Source organism: Leptolyngbya sp. FACHB-541, assembly GCF_014695875.1.
Taxonomy (GTDB): Bacteria; Cyanobacteriota; Cyanobacteriia; order Elainellales; family Elainellaceae; genus JAAUTN01.
The window spans coordinates 39,871-62,747 of record NZ_JACJPC010000155.1; the positions used below are offsets into that span (position 1 = coordinate 39,871).

Annotated in this window: 19 protein-coding genes and 1 tRNA gene; 16 read left to right on the top strand and 4 right to left on the bottom strand. The window is 51.3% G+C overall.

All coding sequences use genetic code 11. The annotated features are described in order from the left end of the window. The first annotated feature begins 201 nt into the window (after window positions 1–201). The 6 genes from H6G00_RS34405 (at window position 202) to H6G00_RS34430 (ending at window position 8,237) form a co-directional block, all read left to right on the top strand. Window positions 202–1,053: a WecB/TagA/CpsF family glycosyltransferase gene (locus H6G00_RS34405; RefSeq protein WP_190643276.1), complete on the top strand. Its 852-nt coding sequence runs from the start codon at window positions 202–204 to the stop codon at window positions 1,051–1,053. Between the two features lie 16 nt (window positions 1,054–1,069). Further along, window positions 1,070–2,182, top strand: a complete 1,113-nt coding sequence (locus tag H6G00_RS34410) for a glycosyltransferase (protein ID WP_190643244.1) — start codon at window positions 1,070–1,072, stop codon at window positions 2,180–2,182. A gap of 66 nt (window positions 2,183–2,248) precedes the next feature. Continuing rightward, complete coding sequence (locus H6G00_RS34415; protein ID WP_190800161.1) at window positions 2,249–3,268, top strand: glycosyltransferase; 1,020 nt, start codon at window positions 2,249–2,251, stop codon at window positions 3,266–3,268. A gap of 141 nt (window positions 3,269–3,409) precedes the next feature. Beyond that, window positions 3,410–5,479 carry a GNVR domain-containing protein gene (locus H6G00_RS34420; RefSeq protein WP_190800162.1) on the top strand — a complete coding sequence of 690 codons (2,070 nt, stop codon included), beginning with the start codon at window positions 3,410–3,412 and terminating at the stop codon, window positions 5,477–5,479. A gap of 10 nt (window positions 5,480–5,489) precedes the next feature. Then, window positions 5,490–6,881, top strand: a complete 1,392-nt coding sequence (locus H6G00_RS34425; protein WP_190800163.1) for an O-antigen ligase family protein — start codon at window positions 5,490–5,492, stop codon at window positions 6,879–6,881. 342 nt (window positions 6,882–7,223) lie between these two features. Then, a complete protein-coding gene (locus H6G00_RS34430; protein ID WP_190800164.1) occupies window positions 7,224–8,237 on the top strand; it encodes a glycosyl hydrolase in 1,014 nt (337 codons plus the stop codon). Between the two features lie 109 nt (window positions 8,238–8,346). Here the strand turns inward: H6G00_RS34430 and H6G00_RS34435 are convergent, their stop codons facing one another. Next, complete coding sequence (locus H6G00_RS34435; RefSeq protein WP_190680469.1) at window positions 8,347–8,592, bottom strand: hypothetical protein; 246 nt, start codon at window positions 8,590–8,592, stop codon at window positions 8,347–8,349. Window positions 8,593–8,816: 224 nt separating this feature from the next. On the opposite strand from H6G00_RS34435, the gene H6G00_RS34440 reads away from it, so the two are divergent. The 8 genes from H6G00_RS34440 (at window position 8,817) to H6G00_RS34475 (ending at window position 19,447) form a co-directional block, all read left to right on the top strand. Further along, window positions 8,817–9,845, top strand: a complete 1,029-nt coding sequence (locus tag H6G00_RS34440; protein WP_190800165.1) for a glycosyltransferase — start codon at window positions 8,817–8,819, stop codon at window positions 9,843–9,845. Between the two features lie 4 nt (window positions 9,846–9,849). Next, the gene (locus tag H6G00_RS34445; RefSeq protein WP_190800166.1) at window positions 9,850–10,899 is read left to right on the top strand and encodes a glycosyltransferase family 4 protein; all 1,050 of its coding nucleotides are present in this window, start codon (window positions 9,850–9,852) and stop codon (window positions 10,897–10,899) included. Then, window positions 10,899–12,434, top strand: a complete 1,536-nt coding sequence (locus H6G00_RS34450) for a lipopolysaccharide biosynthesis protein (protein ID WP_190800167.1) — start codon at window positions 10,899–10,901, stop codon at window positions 12,432–12,434. Before H6G00_RS34445 ends, H6G00_RS34450 begins: the two co-directional genes overlap by 1 nt. Before the next feature lie 37 nt (window positions 12,435–12,471). Next, window positions 12,472–13,776 (top strand): polysaccharide pyruvyl transferase family protein, encoded by a 1,305-nt coding sequence (locus H6G00_RS34455; RefSeq protein ID WP_190800168.1) that lies wholly within the window; start codon window positions 12,472–12,474, stop codon window positions 13,774–13,776. After that, a complete protein-coding gene (locus tag H6G00_RS34460; protein ID WP_242042668.1) occupies window positions 13,773–15,017 on the top strand; it encodes a glycosyltransferase in 1,245 nt (414 codons plus the stop codon). Before H6G00_RS34455 ends, H6G00_RS34460 begins: the two co-directional genes overlap by 4 nt. Window positions 15,018–15,397: 380 nt before the next feature. Next, complete coding sequence (locus H6G00_RS34465) at window positions 15,398–16,636, top strand: glycosyltransferase (protein WP_190800169.1); 1,239 nt, start codon at window positions 15,398–15,400, stop codon at window positions 16,634–16,636. A gap of 124 nt (window positions 16,637–16,760) precedes the next feature. Beyond that, complete coding sequence (locus H6G00_RS34470; protein WP_190800181.1) at window positions 16,761–17,741, top strand: glycosyltransferase; 981 nt, start codon at window positions 16,761–16,763, stop codon at window positions 17,739–17,741. A 542-nt stretch (window positions 17,742–18,283) separates the two neighbouring features. Then, window positions 18,284–19,447, top strand: coding sequence for a low temperature requirement protein A (locus tag H6G00_RS34475; RefSeq protein ID WP_190800170.1), 1,164 nt, complete (start codon window positions 18,284–18,286; stop codon window positions 19,445–19,447). Here the strand turns inward: H6G00_RS34475 and H6G00_RS34480 are convergent. Both H6G00_RS34480 and H6G00_RS34485 read right to left on the bottom strand, forming a co-directional pair. Beyond that, window positions 19,440–19,667 carry a hypothetical protein gene (locus tag H6G00_RS34480; RefSeq protein ID WP_190800171.1) on the bottom strand — a complete coding sequence of 76 codons (228 nt, stop codon included), beginning with the start codon at window positions 19,665–19,667 and terminating at the stop codon, window positions 19,440–19,442. The two genes, H6G00_RS34475 and H6G00_RS34480, sit on opposite strands and share 8 nt — an antisense overlap. Window positions 19,668–19,821: 154 nt before the next feature. After that, window positions 19,822–20,814: a hypothetical protein gene (locus H6G00_RS34485; RefSeq protein ID WP_190800172.1), complete on the bottom strand. Its 993-nt coding sequence runs from the start codon at window positions 20,812–20,814 to the stop codon at window positions 19,822–19,824. Between the two features lie 895 nt (window positions 20,815–21,709). Here H6G00_RS34485 and H6G00_RS34490 point away from each other — a divergent pair. Both H6G00_RS34490 and H6G00_RS34495 read left to right on the top strand, forming a co-directional pair. Next, window positions 21,710–22,183 carry a hypothetical protein gene (locus H6G00_RS34490; RefSeq protein ID WP_190800173.1) on the top strand — a complete coding sequence of 158 codons (474 nt, stop codon included), beginning with the start codon at window positions 21,710–21,712 and terminating at the stop codon, window positions 22,181–22,183. A 133-nt stretch (window positions 22,184–22,316) separates the two neighbouring features. After that, on the top strand, window positions 22,317–22,577 hold the full coding sequence (locus tag H6G00_RS34495; RefSeq protein WP_190800174.1) for a hypothetical protein: 261 nt from the start codon (window positions 22,317–22,319) through the stop codon (window positions 22,575–22,577). Between the two features lie 45 nt (window positions 22,578–22,622). Here H6G00_RS34495 and H6G00_RS34500 read toward each other — a convergent pair. Further along, a tRNA-Val gene (locus H6G00_RS34500) sits at window positions 22,623–22,696 on the bottom strand. Window positions 22,697–22,877: the final 181 nt, after the last annotated feature.

The window sequence follows — 22,877 nt, forward strand, 5'->3', positions numbered from 1 at the left end:
ATACAGCGCCAAGGAGTTGCAAAGTCAAAATTCAGTTTGAGAACTGAAATGGCGGTCGGATTTAGGGCAATTATCGCCAGTATTCTTCAGCCTTGATTGGAAGGATAGCTAGTGACTTCTAACCCTAAGTCAATCACCTGAAGATTCGTCACAATTGCACACCCCTGACTGCTCACCCTTTAACGAGTGAACTTTTTTCATATGGCTATTTCACACGTTCACCCTACTGTCGTAGCGCTGCCAGATGTGACTGACGCAGAGGCGTTACCAAACCTGGATGTACATCTACTAGGTCGTCGAATTACCTGTATGACAGCGACAGCAATCGTTGGAGCTATTCATAGCGCCTGTGTTGAGCAGAGAAAAATTACGGTGGCGCACTCCAATGTGCATGGGTTCAATCTATCCATGCAGCTACCCTGGTTCTACAATTTCTTGCAAAGTGCAGACATCGTGCATTGTGATGGCACGGGGATTTTAAAGGCAATCCGGATTATGGGAACGGAGCTACCGATTCAGTATCGTGTCTCCTACACTCAGCTATTGCCGAAGCTTTTACAGCATTGTGACCAGCATGGGCTGTCTCTTTTTCTGCTGGGTTCTGAGTGTGAGCATTTGCAGAAAGCATTGGAGAATGTGCGGACTCAGTACCCCAACATTCGGCTGAGCGGTCACGACGGCTATTTCGACATGAATGACCCTGTTGAGAATGATTTAGTGGTTGAGCAGATCAATCGAGTCAAGCCCAACGTTTTGTTAGTGGGAATGGGAATGCCACGCCAGGAAAACTGGATTCGGCAAAACCGTCATCGGCTTTCGACCAATGCGATTTTGGCGGGTGGTGCAGCAATTGATCGGCTGGCAGGGATCGTTTCAACCTGTCCTACTTATCTCTCTAATGCTGGACTGGAGTGGCTTTATCGGTTGTGGCACGAGCCCAAACGGTTAGCGACGCGCTATTTGCTGGGCAATCCTGCTTTCCTGATGCAGATTGCTTTGGCAAAGGTGCAGGTACGTCCGGCAGAGGTTCTGGTGATTCAGTCTCAGCAATGACTTTCATACACATGAGATGAAAATTCTCCAGGCAATTTATCAGTATCAAACGGGTGGCGGCTCGCTTCAGGTTGTCGCGGACTTAGCAACTGCTGCCCGCTGTAGTGAACATGAGGTGACGGTTTTAGCCAAAGATGCTGATGTGTCGGAGGCGATCGCCGCTGAGCGTTTCTTTACAGGCAACAAACTTCTAGACGGTTGGCGGCTCTGGCAGCGACTACAGCGCGAGAATTACGACATTGTGCATGTGCACGATCGCTACTGTTCCCTGTTGTTGCGGTTGATCCCCCAGGTGCCTGCTTCTGTGCAGACCAACCACATTGCCTATCGCACTCGCCGTCGCCTCACCCGCTTTGCTGATTGTGTAGTGGGTTGTTCTAAAGCAATGGACCGACACCATGCGGAGTTTTTTCGTCTGCCGCCGGAGCGACGGGCACTGATCCCCAATGGTGTCTATTTCCGTTCACCCAACCTAGAACGCGCTGAAGCACTGCGTCAGCAATTACCCGCATCATTGCGATCGCGTCAAATTTGCTTAACGGTGGCTCGGCTTTCAGAGCAGAAGGGTCATGCTCATCTGTTGGAGGCGATTGCCCAGCTTCCACACTCCCTGCGTGAATCTTGGTGCTTTGTCTGGGCAGGGGACGGTGAACTCAGAGAAACTCTGCAACTCCAGGCAAAACAGCAAGGCGTTTCCCAGGACATTGTATTTTTGGGGCAAACTTCAGAGGTTTCAGAATGGCTCTCTCTTGCCGATGCCTTCGTGCTGCCGTCTCTGTATGAAGGTTTGCCTCTAGCGCTAATGGAAGCAATGGCAGCAGGTTTACCCTGTCTCGCAACAGATATTGACGGCAATCAAGAATTACTGCATCAGGGTGAAAATGGCTGGCTGTGCCAAGCGCGTGATCCAAAAGCTTTGGCTAATGCACTAGAGCATTTGCTAACGGATGAGGAATTGCGATCGCGCCTCGGCAAGCAAGCTCAAGCCGATTACTGGAGCCAGTGGACCTTTGATCGCACCTGGCAGCAGTACGAAGCGCTTTATCAGCGGTTAGCGTCTAGAAGTCGGGGATTGGGGGTTAGAGGTTGGGGATTGGGAAAGATCTCCAGCCCAACCCCCAGCCCCTAGTTCTTTCTTCATGAAACTTTATTGAGATTTCACCGTCTCTTCAGCAGAAGTATCTGGATCACTGCAATGCCTAATTCATCTGAAGCGTCCAGCGATCGCCTTCCCAAGTTTAGCGTCGTGATCCCGGCGTACAACGCCAGTCTGTTTTTGGCAGATTGTCTCAACTCGGTGTTGGCGCAGACCGACCCAGACTTTGAGGCGATCGTGGTCAACGATGGCTCTACGGACAATACGCTTGAGATTGCGGCAGAATTTGCCCAGCGCGATCGGCGGATTGTTCTGGTTAGTCGAATCAACGGAGGGTTGGCGGCTGCCCGCAACAGCGGCATCGCAGCGGCAAAAGGTGAACTGGTGGCATTTCTGGATGCAGACGATCGCTGGTGTCCTGAAAAATTGGCGGCTCACCGTCAGGCGATGGATAGTGACCCTAATGCATCAGTGAGTTATGACTGGGCAGCGTTTATTGACGTAAAGGGCGATCGCACGGGACTTCACATGAGCCAAGCCCAGATCAACCTGACCCACGAAGCACTGCTGCTCAAAAATTATCTAGGCAATGGCAGTACAGCCGTGGTGCGACGGTATGTGCTAGAGCAAGCCAATAGATTTGACCCCAGCCTGCGCCGGATGGTTGACCAAGAACTTTGGGTCCGCCTGAGTTTTTATGGACATCGGTTTCATCTCGTTCCGCAAACGCTAACCGAATATCGAACGCATCCGGGCAGCTTCACGGCGGACACCGAGCGAATGCTGCAAGGGCTGGAGACGTTTTTGCAGCAGATTGCCGTTTATGCGCCCGATAGCGTTGAGCGGTTAAGACCCCAAGCGATCGCCTTTACCCATCGCTGGATGGCACGGGCTGCTTTTGTTGCTGGAAACTACTCCGCCGCAAGGCAACACGCCCAAGAATCATTAAAAGCTTCGCCTAAAGTCCTGTGGCATGATCCCCGCGCACCGATTACTTTTGCGGCGATCGCCGTTCAGGCTGTCACGCCTCAACCCGTATTCAACCAATTCCTACAGCTAGGACATCAGCTTACATCACGCTGGTTTCAAATGCGATCAGGAGGGCAGGCAAGGATTTAGGAAATGTTATTGATCGTTGGTTTTGAGTATTCCAACCTAAAAAAACAGGAATAAATGCCTATAGCAGGATGTAAAAACTCAAGTTCAATGATTTGATACTGCTCAGTCCTTCTACTCCGAGAGGTGGAATAGGTTGCCGTGATGACAGATTGGTCTTTTTCTCAGCGTCCATCTATCCCAGTTCGGGTGCTGCAAGCGATTAATAAGGAGCGCGTGCCGTTTCTGCTCACGCTGACACTGCTCTTGGGAGTGGGAACCGTGCTAACGCGCCTTCCCGAACGAGTTTATGAGTCAAAGTCTACGCTGCTCATTCAGGCTCCGGCGACGAGTACCCGGTTGATTAGTCCAGGAGAGCAGCCTACGGTGGTAGGCGAACTGGATGCCGTGGGCGATCGCGTCAGTCCAGTCAACAACCAGGTGGCGCTGCTAAAGTCTCGCCCGGTGTACGACCTGGCTTTAGAACGGTTGAACTTGAGTTCCTCGGATGCGCCCTATGGCAATCTCCAGGTAAAAGGAGTGGAGGGAACTGACCTGGTCGAGGTGTCTTACCAGTCAGACTCGGCGGAACTCGCTGCCGACGTTGTGAAAGCTGTGGTTGAGGTTTACATGGAGCAAAACCTCAGCGCCAACCGGGAACAGGGCTCTCAAGCCCGCCAGTTTATTCAGAGTCAGCTAGACAGCTTACAAGGTGAGCTAGCCCAAGCCCGCGATCGCCTGGAGAATTTTCAAACCAGCAGCGGATTCCTTGGCACAACGGTTGAGACAGATGCGATCACAGAATCGCTCAGCGAATTTGCCAGTCAGGTCGCCGCAGCCCGGGCAGAGCTTTCTGCAACGGAGCAAAGAATTGCCCAGATGAGAACTCAGCTTTCAGGCGATCCGTTGACGACGCTGAATGCAGCCGGGGTGAGCCAAGATCCGGCTTACCAGGAATTGCAATCGCAGTTGGTTGAGGCGCAGGGGCAACTGGCTGACTATGAGAATCGGTTCACTGAGAATGACCCGTATGTCGTCAGCGCCCGGGAAAGACGCGATCGCATTCAAGCCTTGATGAATCAGCGGTCAGAACAGTTATTAGGACAACAGACGCCTCAGCAGCCCGTTGACCCGATTCGCCAACGCTTGGTCGAGCAGTGGTTTACGCTTCAGGCGGAGCGATCGGCTCAGGCGGCACGATTGGCTCAACTAACTCAGCAATATAACCAGCTTCAGGCGCGTTCTCGCCAGTTGCCGGAGCTGATTAAACAGCAGTCGCAGCTTCAGCTTGATGCAGAATTGGCGGAACAGGAATATCGCACCTTTGAGCAGCAATACACCGCAACCCGAATTGCCGAACAGCAAGAAGTCAGCAATGTACGGGTGGTCGAGCCTGCTGCCGTGAACAATAACCCGATCGCCCCCAATGACAAACTGCTGTTAGCGCTGGTGGTAGTCGTGAGTACGGCGATCGCCCTGGCGCTGGTTTGGCTGTTGCGATCGCGCAGCGATTCCCTAGAGGAAACCCGGGATCTGAAGCAAATTTTGCCGCTACCGATTTTGGCAACCATTCCTCGACGTGGCAATGGCAGATTGAACCATGAGGAATCGCTAGACCACCAGCCACTCTCACATAGCTATCGCTTGTTGCAAGCTCACATGCGAATGCTGCCGCAGCAGGTACGGGCGATCGCCATCTGTAGCTGGGCACCGCAGGAAGGGCGATCGTCGGTGGCGCATAACCTGGCGCTGGTCGAGGCAAAGTCGGGTCAGCGAGTCTTGCTGATTGATGCCCATCGTCGTCCCAGTCCTGCTTACGCTCCATTGCTAGCTGCTAGGTCCAATGACACAAACGGCTCTCCTTCTTGGCAAAGCACGGTGCAAAAGGTGCTGCCTGGGTTTGATGTGCTGCCTCAAGTTACTGCCAGCCTGACGACCAACTATCGAGATTGGCTGGTGCTGCTGGATCAGGCACGGGAGCGCTATGACCTGGTGATTTTAGACTGTCCGCCTGCTTGCCAAAATGCCGATGCCGCATTGCTTGCCTCCCTTTCAGATGGCGTACTGTGGGTGGTTTACCCCGATCTGCTAGGTCGTCAAGGCGTAGAAGCCGCAGCGGAAACCCTGCAAACCTGGAGTACTCGTCTATTAGGTCAAGTGGTGATTGGAGTAGAAGAACCCTTGCCTGCTGCAATGTCCGACTCCAGCCGCTATTTGGTTGGTAGTGAAGTCTGAGGGAGGCACGATGAGGCTTAGCCCAGAAGATCTACCCTCTAAAGCGCTGCTGAGCTCTGTTGCTTCGCCGGTTTGGATACCGCAAGCCAGGGTAGAGCGATCGCACACTGACCTCTTCGCCGAAAAGATGGTCTTCGGGACGATCGCCCTGGTGCCGCTGTGGTGGATTTTAGGAATTCAGGTATTTGTCTACCCTACAGTCGGCTGGTATTTGCTTTATCGCAGTCTTCAGCGTCCTAGCCGCGTTACCTTGCCGTTCGGCTGGCAGATGTGGTGCCTGTATGCAGGCGTTTGGCTGGTGGCGATCGTCCTCAACCTGTGGACGGGCGGTGCAGAATTAGGACGCAGCGTCACCGCAACGGGCTCAATCCTGGGTGTGTGGCTGCTGACGGTAGCAGTCTGGTATGCGATGCGGCAGCTGAATGTACGCTATCGCGTCATCGTCCGAGCGATCTGCATCGTCGGTGTTTGTCAGCTTGCAGCGGTTGTGTTTGGCGAGATTTACAAGCATCTGACAGGCAGCATTCCTGAAACCCAAAGCTTACTGATCACGCTCGTACCGTCCATGCCTGCCGATATCTTTTTTGAAGCACGGCTCTATAACTATGAGCAACTAGAATGGGACGCTGAACCCGTAACGCGATTGCGGTCTTTCTACTACTGGGCACCGTTGGCGGGTACGATGAGCATCTTTGTCTGCATGGGGTCTTTAGTGGAGCGCGATCGCCTGCTCCGCTGGGTCAGCATTGCGGGAGGACTCATCACCATTCTGCTAGCTGCCGGACGCGCCGCTCAGGTGGGCATCGTTCTTGCCGGATTCATTGCCATCTGGCTAGGCAGTCGCGAAGGCAGACGAGCCTTACTGTGGTGTGCTCCCGTTCTAGGAATTGCCTCGCCCATCATTCTCAGCAAGCTGTACAACTACTTCTTTAACTACCGCAGCGACTCCACCTCGGGACGATTAGCCCTCTATGAGGAAACCTTCCAAGCATTCACTAACTCACCCTGGATCGGCTTTGGCGCACAGGGACGTTCCCAAGTGCTAGATGTACCGCTGGGGTCACACTCCCAGCTTTATTCCACGCTTTACCAAACCGGACTGATTGGCTGCTTTGTCCTAGCCGTCGCCTGGATTGCCATCAGCTTTTCTATCTATCGCCTGGTGCGTCAGCAGCCTAGCCTTTCCCCCACCCTCGGAGCCTGGGCTGGCTTATCCCTCGCCATGCTGACCGGGGAACTAGCCGCCGCCAGCGTCACCGTCTTTGTCTTCGCCGCCTGGCTCGGCTGCGCCTGGAACTGGGCAGATCGACAAGTGCAGCAGGTACCCTGGTCAGCCGCTACCCTGGCTGAGCCGCTGACTCCTTGGGAGAGCTTTGGGCGTTGGTGGGGAGGGAGTGGCTAGGGGCTGGTGGCTAGAGTTGGTTTTTCCCTGGTCAACTCGTAGGTTGGGTTGAGGCACGAAACCCAACAGCATGGGTTACGCTGCGCTAACCCATCCTACTAGTGCGGCAAGTCTAAAGCGTTGGGTTTCGCTTTGCTCCACCTAACCTACAGTTCTTCTCAACTTATGCAGCTTGCGTAGGTTGGGTGAAGCGCAGCGGAACCCAACATCTTAGGCTAGACATGCTACTACGCCTTCCTAACCATCCCTATTCTTCTCCCTAGCCCCCAGCCCCTTCCTCTCCCCCTAGCCCCCAGCCCCTAGCCCCTAACCCCTTTGTAACTACCAACCGGAGAACTCTAAATGATCAAACGTAGAGTAGCCCTGGGACTTTTAGGTGGAGCGATCGCCGGACTGTCGGCTCAGTGCCGTAGCAGTCAGCCGCTCGTGCAAAAATCCCTGGCACAAACTGTTCAATCCCTTTCCCCAACAGCAGAGTTTCTCGGTCTGAATGTGGGTACAGAACTCAACTGGACAAACTGGCGCGACAAACTGCTGCCGCTTTACCAGTCCGCTGGAATCCGCTGGCTGCGGGTGTGGTACAACTGGGCGACGCTAGAATCTGTGCGCGGTCGATATGACAGCGAACTGACGCTGGAGTCTTTGCAGCTAGCCAAAAACATGGGCTTCAAAATCCTGTTTGTCGTTTGGGGAACGCCAGCCTTTGCCGGGAATGGTGAACTGAGTGCCGTACCCAATGCCACCGACTGGGTGCGCTACTGCAACTGGCTGAGAAGCAACATGGCAGGGCTGGTCGATGCCTGGGAAATCGGCAACGAGCCAAACCTGGACAAATATCACCAGGGAAGCCCCGCTAGCTATGTGCAACTGCTGTCGAGTGCCAATCAGGTATTGCGTCAGTCAGCCCCGGTGATCGCGGCTGGCCCCAGCGGTGCGTCCACCGAAGAATATTGGCAGGCGTTGCTCGATAGCGGGCTAGAGCAGCATTGCGATCGCGTCAACATTCACCCCTACCGCGTTCGCTCGGACGAAGTGATTGAAGTCGTCGATCGCTTCCTACGTCGCGTCAACAAACCGCTCTGGATTACCGAGTTGGGACGCTCTACGGATGATGGTGGCGAACGGCTCAAAGCAGAATTTCTCACTAATGTCATGCCCCGTTTGTCACAACGGGCGGAGAAAGTCTTCTGGTATCGCAGCATTCAAGGTGAAGGACTGCACCCCATGAGCTACGGCTTGATTGAAGCAGATGAAGACTCCGGCAGGGTCAAAACCTTGCCTGCCTATTCTGCCTACAACCGCTACGCTCAAGCGCTGACGACTAACGCCACACAAGCAAATCTGTCACAGCCATAAAACGACCTCCCTAGCTCTTGTCCAGCCCCGGCTTGAGCAAAGCACCCATGCCCTGTCCAGCAGCCCCAATCAGGAAAGAGTTAGGAGATGAAAGCCGATTGCAAGTTCATCAACATAACCTCATCTTTTGACACCACTTGAATCTAAAGATGTTGCGGATTTGGGTAGGGGCGCACCGCAGTGCGCCCTTACAACGAGGAAAAATAACCAACGACCATTGCTGAATTGCTCCCAACCATTGCTGAACCATTCCCGACCATTGCCGAGCTGTTCCCGACCACTGCCGAATCATTCCCAACCCTCGCTGAATCGTTCCTGACCACTGCCGAATCGCTCCCGACCACTGCTGAGTCATTCCCAACCACTGCTAAATCGTTCCTGACTACTGCTGAATCATTCCCCACTACAGAAAGATCATTCTTGATCCCGTGTAGCAGTCCCGTAGGTTGGGTGGAGCGAATGCGGAACCCAACAAATCCCAGACCCATGTTGGGTTTCGCCATGCTTCACCCAACCTACTTCTGAAACTTCCCTATTGATAGATTGAGACGACAGGTTGAGACAACGTAGGTTTCTGTAATGACAATGCCACCCGACCCATTTCCCCATCCTGTGCAGTCCCAGGTAGGTATTTCTATCCAAATGCCGATGATTTCGGTGATTGTTCCGGTCTACAACGGTGAAGTTTTGCTGCCGCTTTTACTCCAGTCACTTTCCCGGTTGGAATATCCATCAGACCGTTTGGAAATTTTGATCGTGAACAACAACTCCAGCGATCGCACCGCCGAGATCTTGGCTGAATTCCCGTCTGCTGCTTCCTTCACTGCCCTATTTGAACCGAGTCCCGGTGCCGGAACTGCCCGCAATGCTGGAATTCGACAGGCGAAGGGAGAGTTTTTGGCTTTCACTGATGCTGATTGTGTCGTCGATTCCAACTGGCTCAAAGACTTGTTGGCTGGCTTCACCAATGCCACGATTGGCGCAGTCGCAGGCACGCTCAAACCGCACACGCTGACCCATCCGGTGGAACGCTATGAGGCACTGCGGCTCAACTGTCCGGGACATCGGGCAGTTCATGTGTTTTTGCCCACTGCCGTAACCGCCAATGTGATGTATCGGGCAGACGTGTTTGCCCAAGTTGGGACATTCTTGGAATGTACAGGTGGTGAAGAGACTGACTTGAACTGGCGGATGCAGACCGAAACGCCCTACCGAATTCACTTCTTGACGGAAGGCGGACTGGTCTGGCACCGCTACCGGGCTGACCTGAAAGCATTTTGCCGCACCCAGCGCTATAAGGCTCGCACGCTAATCGACCTGCACCGCCGCTGGAATTTGCACGTGCCGACTGGACGCAAGGAGCTATTTAAGGCGGCGATCGCCCTTCCCAATTTCATCCCTACTGTGATTAAACACAGCCTGAAGCAGCGCGATCGCCTCTTACAGGAACCGGAGCGTGTCCTCTGGGAGGGCATTTGGGAAGCGAGGCTAGATTTATTAGTGCCGTGGGAGCGCTACCGGGGAATTCGGGAAGGACTGGGGCTCCAGGCACCTCCAAGTCAGTCCACCTCTCAAAACATTCCTATGCAGCAACTGTCAGGAGGGTAAACCGATGGCACTGCCCGTCACACCTACGGAACCCGTAGCGATCGATCGAACAAATCCGAAAATTCTGCACATTGTCGGCGACAAAAAAATGGGTGGCGTGAAGTCTACCTTGGGCGGCTTAGTTAACTCTGAGCTGGCAGAGCTGTTTGACTTCACCGTTTCCTCGATCGCTTCCGATCCAACACTAAGGGAAAACTGGCGATCGCAGCCCGATTTGATCGTCTGCCATCACCCGCTGCGGCTTAAGGTGTTGCCCCACTTGATCTTGATGAAATGGCTTAACCCTCATGCCAAAGTGCTGATCCACGAACATGGCTATTCTCAAGGCTACGAAACCTATAACGTGAACGCGATCGACCGTTTTCACACCATGCTCAAAATCTTCTACGGGCTGGCTGACCAGGTTGCTGCCATCTCCCAGGCACAGGGAAACTGGATGCTGAAAAATCGGCTAGTCGCTGCCGAAAAGCTCAAAGTTATTACCCAATGTCCGCCGCTCCAGCGCTTCTTTAAAGTTGCTCCCAAACCCGTTGGAAAACCGCTGGTTTTAGCTGCCTACGGTCGCTTCTGCGAACACAAAGGATTTGACGTTCTGATCAAAGCGCTTCAGCAAACTTCCGATCTTCCCGTCCAGCTTAAGCTTGCTGGAGAAGGACTGCTCGAAGCCGAATTACGCCAACTGGCAGCAGGGCTACCCAATGTGGAATTTGTTGGACGAGTAGACGATGTCCCTTACTTCCTGCAAACCTGCGATGCAGTCGTGATCCCCTCTCGCTGGGAGGCGTGGGGTAACGTTTGCCTGGAGGCAAAAGCCGCAGGCAGACCTGTAATCGCCTCAGACGTAGACGGCTTAACCGAACAGGTGCAGAACTGTGGACTATTAGTGCCGCCGGATGATCCCACCAAGCTGGCAGAGGCGATCGCCCACCTCGTTTCCCTTCCTGCGGAACAGTTCGAAACCTGGGGACGTAACGGTCGCAATGCAGTCCAGGGTAGCAACGAACGCTACCTGGCAGAGTGGAAAGCTCTCTTTCAGGAGGTGCTAGCAGGCTGATGCGAAAAGATGCGGCTAAAACTCCTGAACAGAATCCAAATCAGTACTTTGAAACTGAACACCTGAAAGCCAACATCAAGGGGCGATCGGTGCGAGGCGGCGCGATCACAATGGTGTCGCAAGCCTGCAAGTTTGTTTTGCAAACTGGCTCAACGGTAGTGCTGGCGCGGTTGCTGACTCCCGAAGACTACGGACTGTTTGGCATGGTTGCCGCTGTGACGGGCTTCATTAGCCTGTTCAAGGACCTGGGTTTATCAAAGGCGACCGTGCAGCGAGAAACGATCAACCAGGCGCAGGTGAGTACGCTGTTTTGGGTGAACGTGGGCGTGAGTTTGCTGCTGGCGTTTGTCACGGCTGCTATTGCTCCGGCGATCGCCTGGTTCTATGGTGAGCCGCGACTGATGGGGATCACGCTGGTGTTAGCGATCGGTTACTTCTTCGGTGGACTAGCCGTACAGCATCAGGCTTTGCTCAACCGTCAGATGCAGTTCACCGTTCTGGCGATCATCGACATCGCAGACATGGCGGTCGGCGTTCTCGTCGGCGTAGTTGCCGCCCTGATGGGATACGGCTTGTGGGCACTGGTGTTCATGCAGTTGGCAATGGGGTTCACCAACACGATCATGAGTTGGGCTGTTTGTGGTTGGCGACCCAGCCTGCCTTCCCGCAAAGCAGGCGTTCGCTCCATGCTCGCCTTTGGCGCAAACCTGACCGGCTTCAATGTGATCAACTACTTTGCCCGCAACGCTGACAATGTTTTGATTGGTCGCTTTTGGGGAGCGCAACAGCTTGGACTCTACACCAAGGCATACCAACTCTTGCTAATGCCGCTCTATCAGATCAACGCTCCCCTTACCCGCGTTGCCGTTCCTGCCTTGAGCCGTCTAGCCAGCACCCCCGATCGCTACCGCCAGGCCTACCTGAAAATCCTGGGAGCCGTCTGCATTCTCACCATGCCGCTGATCGTGTTTATGATTGGCACTGCTGACTGGCTGATGACCGTCGTGTTAGGGCCGCAGTGGGTCGAAGCAGGCAAGTTGTTTGCGCTGTTGGGTATTGTCGCCTGGACGCAACCCGTCTCAAATACGACCGGCTGGCTGTTTGTCACTCAAGATCGCACCCGCAAACAGTTGCAGTGGGGCGTGGTGGGCAGCACGTTGTCGATTATTGCGATCGCCGCCGGACTACCCTGGGGCGCAATGGGCGTAGCCGCCTCCTATTCCATCAGCGGTCTGCTAATTCGCACGCCGCTGCTGTTCTGGTATGTCGGTCAAGGAGGCTTCGTTCGCACGGGCGACCTCTACCGCACTCTCGCCCCCTTCGCCTTCTCTGCGTTGGGAGCATTATTGGGAATTGGCGCTCTGCGTTACTGGGTGGAAGTGCCCAGTCCTCTGTTGGGGTTAATCCTTGCAGCAGCCATCACCGTTATCACCACCGGATCAATTTTGCTGGCGATGCCAGCTGGACGTGCCGCCATTCGAGATTTTCGAGATTTGTTAATTCCGCTGCTGTTTAAGAAGAATAAGCCGATTTAGTTTTGGAGAATTCTGCTCAATCCATAAGGAGCCTTCGATGAAAATTCTCATCACCAACGTCGTCATGTTGAATACCGGAGATGCCGCCATTTTGATGGGGCTAATGTCGATTCTCAAGCAGGCGTTTGGTGCTGATGTGGAATTCGTGATCTATGACAGCAAGCCAGAAGTCTCCAGCAAATATTATCCGAAGTTGACCTTCAGACGCTGGGTTTACCTGGATCGGCGCAAGTTTCGCCAATTGGGAAGGTGGAGCGATCGCCTCCAGCAAATCAACCAAAACTACGTCCTCTTTGCTGCCTGGTGTTGGACGCACGGCTTCAAGCAAATTACCAAAGCCTTGCTCTCTCCCAACGAACTCAGAGCCTTAATGGAATATGCTTCTGCCGACCTGATTGTGAGTACGGGTGGAACGTATCTGGTCGAAAACTATTCTCTGGAAAAACGTATCTTTGACTTTCAGTTTTCTTTGCTGCTCAAAAAACCTCTGATGCTGTTTACGCAGTCTCTAGGTCCATTTAGCAAGCCAGTTCATCAGACAGAACTACAAAAGATATTTAACGATGCAGCTTTGATTTTGCTGCGCGATCGCGCCTCCCTCAAACATCTAGAAGAAATTAGCGTAAACACCCAAAATAGCCACGTTAGCTCTGACGCAGCCTTTGCTCTAGCCCAACCAGAGGCAATTCAAAATCCTCAACCTGTACCCAAAAACTCTCGCCTCAAAGTTGCCATTTCATCTCGCCAGTGGTCGCACTTCAAACACATTGATTCTAAATTTGGGATGCGAAAGTATCAGGAATCGCTCAGCAAGGCAACCGAATATTTGGTTGAACAACACGGAGCCGAAGTCACCTTCCTCTCAACCTGTCAAGGCATTCCTGAATACTGGACAGATGATTCCAAGGTCGGTGAAGAAATTGCCGCGATGGTGCCCGACTCCATTCGGCAACACGTCCAGGTAGACCATCAGTTTCGCCCTCCCGAAGCTCTGCTAGAACAGCTAAAAACCTACGACTTTGTCATTGCCACCCGAATGCACATGGCAATTCTTGCTCTAGCCGCAGGGACTCCAGTGCTGCCGATTGCCTACGAATTCAAAACCCGCGAATTGTTCGACCGATTGCAGCTAGGCAAATGGGTTCACGACATCGAACTGATTGAGCCAGAGGAGTTTACGCAGTCGATGGAGGTGTTTATCCAGGAAATTCCTGAGATTCGTCAAACTCTGGCAGTGGGCGTGATCAAGGAGCAGCAACAGGCATTGGCAGCAGGGGCGATCGCCAAGCAAGCCCTGGAAAAGTGGCAATCCGAACAGGGCAATCCAGGAGGTAAACCATGAGCGGTAAGCCGATGAAATTTGCGTTCGTCGTCGGACAATTTCCCGTCATATCCGAAACCTTCATCCTCAACCAAATCACCGGACTAATCGACCGGGGACACCAGGTAGACATCTACACGCCCCAGCGTCGGGCTGCATCCGTGATGCAAACTGATGTTGAAAAGTATAGTTTGCTGGCGCATACCTACAGCCCAATTCCGATGCCATCCAGCTTACCGATGCGGCTGGTTCAAGGACTAAAGTTGATTGCAACTCACTTTCCCAAAGATCCTAAAACCGCTGCTAACCTACTCAACATTGCCAAATATGGTGGACGCGCTGCCTCACTCTGGCAGTTTTACACCGCCGCACCGCTGCTCGGACGCGGACCCTATGATGCAATTCACTGTCACTTTGGCCCATCAGGCTTGAAAGGAGCCTTGTTGCGAGAACTAGGAGTCTTGCAAGGCAAACTAATCACGACCTTTCACGGCTCCGATATCACGACTTATCTGAAGGAGAAAGGCGATCGCGCATACGATCACCTCTTCCAAGTTGGAGACTTATTTCTCCCGATCAGCGAACACTGGAAACAGCAATTGCTCAAACTCGGCTGCGACGAACGTAAAATCGTCGTGCATCATATGGGCATCGACTGCGACAAATTTTCCTTCGCACCCCGGTTTTTGCAAGAGGGTGATCCCATTCGCCTGATTACCATCTGTCGCTTAGTCGAGAAAAAAGGAGTCGAATACGGCATCCGCGCCGTTGCCCAACTCGTCAAAACTCATCCCGACCTCAAACTTAAACTCGAATACAACATTGCAGGCGACGGACCTCTCAAAGCTAACCTGGAAAACCTGATTCAGGAATTAGAAGTTGGTGATACCGTCAAACTCCTAGGCTGGAAACAGCAGCAAGACCTAATTGAACTGCTCGACCAATCCCACATCTTGCTTGCCCCCAGTGTCACCAGTCACAACGGCAACCAGGAAGGTATCCCCGTTGCCCTCATGGAAGCCATGGCTAGAGGCTTACCCGTCATCAGCAGCCTACACAGCGGTATCCCTGAACTGATCGAAAACGGCAAATCCGGCTTCCTCGTCCCCGAACGAGACGTTAACGGAATAGCCGCCAAACTCGACCACCTAATCCAACATCCCGAAACTTGGCCCGACCTAGGCAAAGCCGGACGCACCCACGTCGAACAGCACTTCAATATCAAAAAGCTAAACGACCGATTAGTTGAACTTTCGCGATGAAGAGAGTTAAGAGTTGGAGATTAAGGGTTAAAGATTGGAAATTAGGAGTAAATGACAAATGATGCAGCATGAGACTTTACGAATCATCTTGACCTCCACACGGAAATGAGGCTTTGGAGGAACAAGAGAATTTGTGCATACACAGTAGTTCATAGAAGGAGAGAAACTTCAACCTGTTCCTCCTTCTCCCTTGGGAGAAAAAATTGGGGAATCAATGCTGTCACCCATGCGAAGCGCGCCATGCCTCCTATTCCCAGTACCTTCGGAGGGGGTCTGGGGGAAGCACCCGTCCCCCAGCGGGGGGTTTGGGGGAGCGCCCCCAAGGTTCGGATTCTCCCAGATATTGCTTAAACCCCAATTCCTAAATATCAAAGTTAAGTATGAGAATCGCCTTTATCGTCAATCGTTTCCCTCTTCTCTCAGAAACCTTCATCCTAAACCAGATTGTTGGCTGCATCGATCGCGGTCACGAAGTAGATATCTATGGCATCAAACCCGCCGACCTATCCAAACTGCATCCCGATGTTATCCAATACAACTTATTAGAACGAACTCACTATCGCGATCGCATTCCCCAAAATCGGGTCAAAGAAATTGCCAAAGGGATAAAACTGCTGCTGGCTGACGGGTTTAAGAATCCGGCTGTGGCTTGGCGATCGCTCAATCCTTCCAACTATCGCGAACACCCCGAACTACTCTCCCTGCTCTACGCCACAATGCCCTCACTGGGTAAGCCGCCCTACGATATCATCCACTGTCAGTTCGGCAACCTGGGCTTACTGGGAATGGCTCTGCGAGACATTGGTGCGATTCAAGGAAAACTGATCACCACCTTTCGTGGAAATGATATCAGCGAATACGTTCGGCAACATGGTGAACATGTTTATGATCAGCTATTCCAGAAAGGTGACTTTTTTCTCACTAACTGCGACTTCTTCAGAAATCGGTTACTCAAGCTCGGCTGCGATCCCCAAAAAGTCCTGGTTCATCGCTCTGGGATAGACTGCGATCGCTTCTTCTTTCAGCCGCGCAGCCTTTCCCCCGGTGAACAGGTTCGCATTGTTACCACAGGGCGACTGGTGGAGAAAAAAGGAATTGAATATGTAGTGAGGGCGATCGCCAAATTGAGCAAAACTCATCCCAACATCAAATACGACGTAATTGGTGATGGTCCGCTGAGAGAGAGCCTCCAACAATTAATTCAAGACTTGAACGTCAGCAAATTTGTTGAACTGCTGGGTTGGAAACAAGAACGGGAGTTAATCGAAATCCTCGATCGCTCCCACATCATGGTTGCCCCCAGCATCAGTAGCCGGAACGGAGATCAGGATGCGCCCGTCAACGTGCTTAAAGAAGCAATGGCGATGGGCTTACCCGTCATCGGCACCCAGCACGGCGGCATCCCAGAATTAATCGAAGACGGCAAATCTGGCTTTCTGGTTGCCGAACGTGATGTTGATTCCTTAGCAGATCGCCTGGAATTCCTGGTGACGCACCCAGACCAATGGATAGAGATGGGAAAAGCTGGGCGTGCCTACGTCGAAACTCACTACAACAAAGAAACGCTGAACGATCGCCTCGTTGAAATCTACCAAAGCGTGAAATCTACCAGCCCATGATGTCTTAACCTCAACCCTAACTCTACTGCCTTCAGTGAGAACTATGCCTGGAACCACCTTTTACCCCGTTAGCCGATTTGACAAGATCGCTCCCATGCAGCTACATCTATCCATGTGCTTCAGCATGGATACCCGCACAGCCTTAGAAAATAGTCTGACTAAAATGGTGCAACCTAAAGTTTCAGTCATCGTACCGATTTATAACGGCGAACAGGACGTGCCCGATCTGGTCAAATGCCTCCAGGCACAGACCTATCCTGCCGATCGCGTCGAATATTTGCTGGTTGATAATGCCAGTAGCGATCGCACCGCCGAGATCATCAAAGCCGCCGAAACCGAATCTCAGGAACGGGGCATTACCTTGCGCTACATCAGCGAAACCGATATTCAAAGCTCCTATGCTGCCCGCAACAAAGGCATTCGAGCCTCTACCGGAGAAATATTGGCTTTCACTGATGCCGACTGTCGCCCCAAACCGAACTGGCTAGAGTCACTGGTCAACGCTTTTGAAGGTGAGAAGGTAGGCTTAGTCGTCGGGGCGATCGAAGCCCTGCCCGGTCAATCGCTGCTGGAACAATACGCTGCTCGCAAAAAAATTCTGTCTCATGAAAGTGCCTTGGTGCATCCCTTCTGCCCCTTTGGGAAAACCGCAAATCTGGCCACCCGCCGCGTAGTGTTATCCGAAGTCGGGCTATTTCGCTCGCACTTGACCACAGGCGGTGACGCAGACTTTTGCTGGCGAGTGCAGCGACAGAGCAACTGGAAGTTTAAGTTTACGGAGAAGGCGATCGTTCAGCACCGTCACCGCACGACCCTCCCTGATTTGGTTAGTCAGTTTCGCCGCTACGGTCGCTCAAACCGCTACCTGCACGAACTGCACGGAATTGACTTGATGAAAGAACTGAAGTTTTACCAATACGGCTATCGGCTCAGCCGCTGGTTAGTCAAAGAGCTTCCCTGGGCAGGCATTAAAGCACTGCTGGGTAAAGCTGCTCTAGTTGATTTGGTTATTCCACCTATTTACTTGATTACCGTTCGCGCTCAGGTAGAAGGACAACGAGAAGCAAAACTACCAGAGAAAGCTTCACAAATTGAGTATCTGTAACGTCGTGCTGCCTGAGAGAGTTTTACATCACATTCTAGGGGTGCGATCGCCTACTATAGAGCCATTGATGAAACTGGGTCTAACCATTCTCTGCTGTGCAAATCACTATCGAAATTCCAGGTGATATTGCTCTAAACCTCTCTCAGCATCTTTTGGAACTCATTGTTGCTGATGCTTATCGCTGTGAAAGATTAACACAGCTGAAGTAGGTCAAATCCTTCAACTACCAACCCGTCTTGCGACCCACGCACTAGTTGGCTTGACTTAGAGACAACGTTTGAACAGTTGCAAAATGCTGGTTTCTGGGTTGCACCAAGTTTATTAGAACGCCTACTTGCGGAAAACTAACTCATGAAGTGGTTAGGTTTTCTTCGCCAACTTAGCCTATAGAAGTAGCGATCGCCCTAAAAATTGATACACAAAAGTCAGTGTAGAAAGCGCTATGCCATCCCAACAGACAGCGCTATAGTTGAGCATATTCATTGCGCTTATGAAGCGCAACATAGCTCAGCCCAATAGACCCACCAGAGACTTTGGTTCTTATGAAAGCTTGGTTACAACCTCCTCGCCTGCGGGTTGGTAAAGATAGCGAACAAGAACGGCACGCGACCTGGCTAGAGCTGTTCTATGACCTGGTGTTTGTTGTTTCAGTCTCGCAACTGGCGCACAACCTGGAGGAAGACATTTCACTATCAGGCTTTTTCAAGTTCATCTTTTTGTTCATTCCAATCTGGTGGTCGTGGATTGGTACCACCTTCTACGCCAATCGGTTTGACAACGATGATATTGGGCATCGACTCATTATTGCCGGACAGGTTTTGGCGATCGCCGCTCTTGCTGTCAATGTGCATGGCGGTTTGGGCGAGAGTTCTGTTGGGTTTGCGCTCTCCTATGTCGCTAGCCGTTTGCTTTTGATTCTGGAGTATTTACGAGCGGGATACTACATTCCCTCTGCCCGTCCGCTTACCACTCGGTTTGCCGTGGGGTTCTCGATTGGAGCCGCTCTCTGGGTCGTATCAATGCTAGTCGCCCCTCCGTGGCGCTTTGTCCTCTGGGGTATTGGTTTGGTTATTGATTTTGCTACCCCCATGTTGTCAAGGCAATTGCAGCTCGGACTTCCTCCTCACCCACAACATCTTCCAGAAAGGTTTGGACTGTTCACCATTATTGTGTTGGGTGAAACCATTATTGCGGTTGTGAATGGGTTAGCTGAGCAGCATTGGGACATCAGTAGTGCGATCGCTGCCTTATTTGGGTTTAGCATCGCGTTTAGCCTGTGGTGGATTTATTTCGATAACTTAAGTGATTCAGCGCTGCGACTGTCACAGAACGCAGTTCAGTTTAGGCTATATCAAGCCTGGATTTATACTCACGTTCCGTTTGTGATTGGTTTAGTCGCGACGGGAGTAGCGGTAGAGCATGTGATAGCAGGCGAGGCTGGGGCCGCTCTACCAACCTCAGAACGCTGGCTATTGTGTGGTTCACTAGCACTTTGCTTCCTGGCGCTATCGCTTCTGCACCGCTCAGGAGGATTGCTGCACTGCAAAGCTCGCTCCAGATACCGACTGGGTGCTGCGATCGCCCTTATTGTGCTGGCTCTAATTGGTGTGGGATGGTCGCCGCTGATTCTGATTGTGCTGGTGGCGATTGTTTGCGCGATACAGGTAGTGCAAGACTTATATCAAGGCCGACCTGCACTCACTTGAGTAAGGGCTGCATATTGATGAAGATGCTCAACAATTCGTGCGTCTGCTTATCAGCAAAGCATTCTGTAGAACTATAGAAGTGGCGATCGCTCTCAAACGATGTCTCAAACGATGGAAGTAAATAGCTAATGAGTCCGTTGATTTCCTTCGTTGAGTCAATCTGTAGGAGTGGCGATTGCTCTGTTGATAAAGGTGATAATGGAATGGTGCGTTTGCTCATCAACAACGCACTTTATGAGCTTGGCGATTGCACTAAGTTCAGCGCTGTATCCATTGGTTAGGTCGTGAACTTAAAAGATGCTATGGCAGCCACGGTTAGCTGCAACAACTAGTTTGGCTGGAAACTTCAAACATCGCCTTCTCTTCTCTTCCAGTTACTGTGGGGGTGGCTGTTGTGGAAATGTGATCTTGATGACCGCATTACCTCTTCCAAAGTTGAAATCAAGTGCTCCCCTTCCCTCAAACTTTATGCCTTCGCGGACCTCGACTCTAGCTCCCTTGTAGTAAGTCAGCATGGTGCAGAAGTTTAAAAAAGGAATGAATCCATCGTCCTCCATACAATCCTCCCTCACGATTTTTTGAACGAGATTTTTTATCGTAACTTCGCCCATATCGGATGCTCCTACGTATTCCAATAATTCTCTTGGCGCGGTGGTTAAGAATTTAGGAAACCACGGGGCAGAAGTGAGTTCTGATAGGGGTACGCCGATTGTGGTTGATGCAGGTAGTCCAAGTTTTTTTAACCTTTTGAGATGTCTCTTTTCGTCTTTCACCAGAATTTGATCCAGTTCTTCGGGAGTGATTCGATCAAACCTCAAATCTAATCCTATAGCTCGCTCTGAATACCAGACTTTCACGTTTTTTGCGTTTTCGCTGATTTCAAGGTCGAACAAATTGTCCTCAAAGAAAGTGAGATAATTTTCTTCTACAGCAACTTTCTGTTTGCCGTCCTGGGACTCAAGAACAAAAGAAAGACAGAGAAATCCGCTTTCGTCCCGCGCTAGCTCAATCAGCGGCTTATCGTCAAGCAAAAGAACGCAAGGTGAACCAATGCGATACTCCCCACCCGCTCGAACAAGGAAGTTCTTCTTTGCCCAGGGTAGATGAGCCTTTACATCTTCAGGAGACGGATCTGACTCCTTTAAAGCTCGCAATTCTCCCTTTGAGTAAGCCCCACCGTCAGCAAAGCGGTGATGCTTTCCGCAAAGCGCAATCATACCTGCTGGATCATGATGCTCTTTTTCCCTCCACGGGGGGTCGAAGTGGTGCCAGGTGAGGTATGGACTACGACAACCAAGAAAAGGGCACCCATAACCGACTTCCTTTCGCAATGCACGCCGAACTTCGAGTTTAGGGGTTCTGTTCATCGTTGGTCCTCTTAAAGAATAATTGTTATCAGTTGTTCCTGGAGTTTAACCGAGCATCTCTCAGCGATTCAGATTGCCAAACTAGTTACTAGATAGGCTCTGTCTACCTATTTGCTCTAAACGGGATGATTAGCCAGACAATTGCAGTCTATCTATCTTGAGTAAAGTGATTAGGCTGCAATGTTGCAGTCTATCTGCCCAAACGGGACAATTAGGTTGCATCCATCCGCATATTACGCTTCGGCATTTGCTTAGGTTGCAAGCTCCAGTCTTCCTCCAGGACGATTGCTAGCCAAGGCAGCGGTTTATACACATGGTACTTTGGCTTTGTTTCGCTTTATTTACTCTGCTAAGGACGTTTGCACCAAAAGCATAAGAAAAAGAATGTAAAAGGGTGCGATCGCCTTCACCCTAATCGCAATCAGCGCACGTAAACTACGAAGCTATCTCAGCCCAAAATAATCCATTTCTCAAGTAGAGCAAACAAAGTGACTTATAGAATCATTTATCTGTTGGATAGAGTGATCGGCTCCCTCTGCAAAAGTGAACAGGGTTAAGCATAGAACTATCTATTTCGGAGTCACTAAAAAAGATGGCTCATATAGAATGAACTCTTCTGCACATAGATTAGAGAAGAATATCCTTAAAATCGTTAGCCTGCGGAGTAGATGCGAGAGAGGCAGAAATAAGAAATATTTATTGCCCGAATAGAATGAAGTGAAATTAATTTAGAGTAAAGGGCGTGTAGTACAGATATTTACTGAACTTCTTGACCGGCAGAGTTTTTAATTCCGTGAGATCACAAGTTAGTTTGCCTTCAACCGTGGGCACTTCTGAGTTAGCTGAAACGAAACAGCCAATTCACTTAACTTGAAGCTTCAGGGGGCTAAACCAAATGACCACTAACTTAAGCCAAGCTAATCTTTCCGAGAGTGAACAACAGGACGTGATGGAAGCGATCGCCTCCATCAGCGAGAAGTTATCTTTTCTGGTTAACCTGTCTCAAGAAGAGCGGCGATCGCTTCCTAAAATGGGAGACAAGACCCGAATTTTTGTGCAAAAAGCGATGGAAGTTGCTAACCGACATGATGAGTTCCTGCCTCGTTCTTTTGACATCGCTGAGATGCGTCGAGCTGTAAGTTTGTATGAGAGTTTGTACCCTATTCTTCTGTCCTTGGGGCAACTCCATGAACTGCTAGAAGATACCTACTATGCTGCTGGAAACGAAGCTTACACCTCAGCTAGAGTCGTCTACCAATCTGCTAAGATTCATGGTCGCGGTATTGGAATTGATACAGTGGTGGAAGAGTTGGGGACTCGGTTTAGCCGCAAATCGCGCAAATCTCAATCGCAACCCCGACAAGCATAAACCCGTAACACTAGTCAGACGAAATAGGGCGATCGCCTTTTCTCAATCCATTTTTTCGGTCATTCTGAGAGGGGGCGATCGCATCTAGTTAGTTCTTTACAATAATGAAGTGCGAGTTGTCGCTTTATCTCCTATGACCACTACGTCTGATAACGAACCTACCTTGAAAGATCTGGCAAACAAGCTTGACCAGCTTTCGAGCAATGTCGAAGTGCTTTCGAGCAATGTCGGAACGCTTTCCAATGATGTTGAGGCACTTTCAAGTGATGCTAAAAAATTTGATGAGCGGTTTGCGGACTATAGGCAAGCGACGCAGTGGGTTGTGCAGCTCGCTTTTACCCTAATTGCCAGCGCTACAATTACTGTCATCGTTACTTCAGTTTTACGGAAGTAACGCTTGTGCTTTCGACGACAATAATGTGTCACTGTACATTTTTGATGGACACAAGTGGACTCGAACCACCGACCCCTACGATGTCAACGTAGTGCTCTAACCAACTGAGCTATGCGTCCGAACAGTTAATTAATATAGCACGGGTTCTGCGTTAGGCACAAATAAATTTTGTTGGGGATGCCAAAATTCAAAAGGCTGTCACAATTGAAGCTGAGGTTTTGCGTGTGGCGAGAATTTGTAGCCTTTACGCTCAAGTTTCTATCCACCAGTAATGCCAAACCTAACTGACGTTATGGGATA

Coding starts and splice junctions, on each gene's coding strand:
- H6G00_RS34405 (WP_190643276.1), top strand. CDS start 202: ATGGCTATTTCACACGTTCACCCTACTGTCGTAGCGCTGCCAGATGTG.
- H6G00_RS34410 (WP_190643244.1), top strand. CDS start 1,070: ATGAAAATTCTCCAGGCAATTTATCAGTATCAAACGGGTGGCGGCTCG.
- H6G00_RS34415 (WP_190800161.1), top strand. CDS start 2,249: ATGCCTAATTCATCTGAAGCGTCCAGCGATCGCCTTCCCAAGTTTAGC.
- H6G00_RS34420 (WP_190800162.1), top strand. CDS start 3,410: ATGACAGATTGGTCTTTTTCTCAGCGTCCATCTATCCCAGTTCGGGTG.
- H6G00_RS34425 (WP_190800163.1), top strand. CDS start 5,490: ATGAGGCTTAGCCCAGAAGATCTACCCTCTAAAGCGCTGCTGAGCTCT.
- H6G00_RS34430 (WP_190800164.1), top strand. CDS start 7,224: ATGATCAAACGTAGAGTAGCCCTGGGACTTTTAGGTGGAGCGATCGCC.
- H6G00_RS34435 (WP_190680469.1), bottom strand. CDS start 8,592: ATGACTCAGCAGTGGTCGGGAGCGATTCGGCAGTGGTCAGGAACGATT.
- H6G00_RS34440 (WP_190800165.1), top strand. CDS start 8,817: ATGACAATGCCACCCGACCCATTTCCCCATCCTGTGCAGTCCCAGGTA.
- H6G00_RS34445 (WP_190800166.1), top strand. CDS start 9,850: ATGGCACTGCCCGTCACACCTACGGAACCCGTAGCGATCGATCGAACA.
- H6G00_RS34450 (WP_190800167.1), top strand. CDS start 10,899: ATGCGAAAAGATGCGGCTAAAACTCCTGAACAGAATCCAAATCAGTAC.
- H6G00_RS34455 (WP_190800168.1), top strand. CDS start 12,472: ATGAAAATTCTCATCACCAACGTCGTCATGTTGAATACCGGAGATGCC.
- H6G00_RS34460 (WP_242042668.1), top strand. CDS start 13,773: ATGAGCGGTAAGCCGATGAAATTTGCGTTCGTCGTCGGACAATTTCCC.
- H6G00_RS34465 (WP_190800169.1), top strand. CDS start 15,398: ATGAGAATCGCCTTTATCGTCAATCGTTTCCCTCTTCTCTCAGAAACC.
- H6G00_RS34470 (WP_190800181.1), top strand. CDS start 16,761: ATGGATACCCGCACAGCCTTAGAAAATAGTCTGACTAAAATGGTGCAA.
- H6G00_RS34475 (WP_190800170.1), top strand. CDS start 18,284: ATGAAAGCTTGGTTACAACCTCCTCGCCTGCGGGTTGGTAAAGATAGC.
- H6G00_RS34480 (WP_190800171.1), bottom strand. CDS start 19,667: ATGAGCAAACGCACCATTCCATTATCACCTTTATCAACAGAGCAATCG.
- H6G00_RS34485 (WP_190800172.1), bottom strand. CDS start 20,814: ATGAACAGAACCCCTAAACTCGAAGTTCGGCGTGCATTGCGAAAGGAA.
- H6G00_RS34490 (WP_190800173.1), top strand. CDS start 21,710: ATGACCACTAACTTAAGCCAAGCTAATCTTTCCGAGAGTGAACAACAG.
- H6G00_RS34495 (WP_190800174.1), top strand. CDS start 22,317: ATGACCACTACGTCTGATAACGAACCTACCTTGAAAGATCTGGCAAAC.